We start from the raw sequence: 2,451 nt of genomic DNA, 5'->3' as shown, positions 1-2,451 counted from the left end.
AACAGAGCAGGAGATCAGGCTCCTTTATGTGTCATTTCACATAGTTTAGGTTCTGTCATTGCGAGTAATTACTTTTACGATTTACAATTTAAAAAACATGATCTTGCCTGTATTGTAAATGAATATTCGCCTTTGGAAAACGGAGAAACTTTAACGTTATTTTATACAATGGGGACTACCCTCCCGCTATGGAGTTTACGTTATTATAACTTTAACCGCCCGATCAATATTCCCTCTAAAAACCTCGAAAAATACTATCCTAGTTTAAAAGGTGAATGGATAAATTTTTATGACAAAGATGATGTTTTGGGCTTCCCATTAAGAGCTGTAGACGAAAATTATCTTCATGCAGTTAACGAAGATCGAGAAGTGAATGTAGGCAATTTATTAACGAGTTGGAATCCACTAAGTCATATAGGCTACTTTAAAGATATGGATGTAATTGAACCCATTGTAGATGGCTTGGTTCGTACGTGGAGACAAGTAAATAATCTCTAAAAATTGTAAAATTGTTTAATTTACCTGAAATATTCAATAAAATTAATNNTTCTTAACGAGCTATTGGGTCAGCTTTTTTTATAATTTATTTTGCCATAAGAAATCGACCTCCTGGTAATTTATTTTCAAAATGCCTTAATTCATATGATTTCCTATTAATAAGGCTTTTCGAGGATTTTGACAATTGTGTGAAAGAGGGATAAATACGATTGCATTATTTTTTTATCAGCATATAATCAAGGTATAAAACATTGTGAAAGCATTCACAAATAAAGATTGATGGAGCTACAACAGAACTAAATCTTCATATTCCATTCATCGAGTTTTATCGCAGATTAACGGGCTGTAGGACTCCCACTTCAAAAAGTTGAGGGAACGAACGTTTCTAATGGAAGATCCAACAGCCCGTAAAAGCCCGATAAGTTCAACTAACATTCAGTGGGGAAAGACAACCCACTGAATGAAGTTTCACTTTATTAAAATAATAAAGAAGAGGTGTAAGGAAAATGGCGAAAATTTTAGTAGCAGGTGAAATTCCACAAAAAGGTTTGGACATGTTAACGATGGATCATGAGGTGGAAGTATTTGAAGGAGAAAAATTAATTTCTGAAGCGGAATTACAAGAACGTATAAAAGATAAAGATGCTTTATTAAGTTTACTCTCAACTCCAGTTAGTCGTGAAACCATTGACAAAGCACCCAATTTAAAAATTATTGCAAACTATGGTGCCGGGTTTAAAAATATTGATTTTGAATATGCGGCTTCTAAAGGAATTCCAACAACAAATACACCAATTGCATCTACTTCAGCAACAGCCGATTTAACAATTGCCCTTTTATTAGCGGCGGCAAGAAGAGTAGCTGAAGGGGATGAAGTGTGCCGAACAGTTGGATTCAACGGCTGGGCACCACTTTACTTCCGCGGTCGGGAAGTAACAGGCAAAACAATTGGTATTATCGGATTTGGACAAATTGGACAAGCAGTAGCGAAACGGGCAGCTGCTTTTGATATGAAAGTTTTATACAGTAATATAAGACAGCAAACCCCAGAAGTGGAAAAGACACTAAATGCCACTTATGTTACATTCGATGAATTAATTACCAAATCTGACTTTATTACAATCAATTGTTCATACAATCCAAGCAATAAACATATGTTCAGTACGCGGCAATTTGAAATGATGAAATCAACAGCCTATTTAATTAATTGTGCACACGGCCCTATTGTTGATGAAGCGGCTCTTATTAACGCATTGGAGAATAAAGTAATTGAAGGTGCTGCATTAGACGTATTTGAATCTGAGCCAGAGATTGGCGAGGGATTAAAGCAACTAAAAAATGTTGTTTTAACTCCACACATCGGAAATGCTACTTTTGAAGCGCGCGATGCAATGGCGGAAATGGCGGCAACTAATATTGTTAAGATATTAATTGGTGAAGAACCTTCCTATGTGATTAATGGTGTTAATAAAAAAGCTGTACTCATATAACCTTTTTGAAAGGGAAAAAATGAAATCTACACTTTAGTTGAGTGAATAGGGCAAAGAATTGGTGTGATATCCTTTCCTAACCTAACCCATTCATTCTCAATAGAATAATAAGGCTGATAATATTAATTTACAAAAAAATGAAAAGGTGAGATAATAAAGAAAATTTCGGAGGAGGAAAGTAAGTTTATGGAACCAACTAATTGCTAATATTAATTTTTTAATAAAAATTAATACAGATTTTATAATGAGTGAATTTTACCTATTTATGTTAGGTGTATTTGTTATGCTCTTTATGGAATGATGGCAATTTAGAAGGTAACTTACTTTACTAATATCGAGATGATAATTTATTGAATATTTCATGGTTTTCTTGAAATATTACACCAGTTGTATTGATCCAGCTGGTGTAAGGTAAATAGGTATAAAAATGTGCTCATTTTTCGTGCGCATATATGCTTAGACT

Annotated in this window: 1 protein-coding gene and 1 pseudogene; both read left to right on the top strand. The window is 34.1% G+C overall.

All coding sequences use genetic code 11. The features are described from left to right. Positions 1-498 (top strand): annotated as a pseudogene (locus V7149_RS09290) (chemotaxis protein); the annotation flags it as partial. A 506-nt stretch (positions 499-1,004) separates the two neighbouring features. Next, on the top strand, positions 1,005-1,988 hold the full coding sequence (locus V7149_RS09285; protein WP_335345357.1) for an NAD(P)-dependent oxidoreductase: 984 nt from the start codon (positions 1,005-1,007) through the stop codon (positions 1,986-1,988). Positions 1,989-2,451: the final 463 nt, after the last annotated feature.

The sequence above is a fragment of the Bacillus sp. JJ1503 genome, from assembly GCF_036965125.1.
Classification (GTDB): domain Bacteria; phylum Bacillota; class Bacilli; order Bacillales; family Cytobacillaceae; genus Cytobacillus.
Note: the sequence above shows the minus strand (reverse complement) of the source record. Positions and strands in the feature narration are given on the sequence as shown.

Excerpts from the sequence above, each read along its gene's own strand:
- V7149_RS09285 (WP_335345357.1), top strand. The coding sequence starts at position 1,005 with ATGGCGAAAATTTTAGTAGCAGGTGAAATTCCACAAAAAGGTTTGGAC.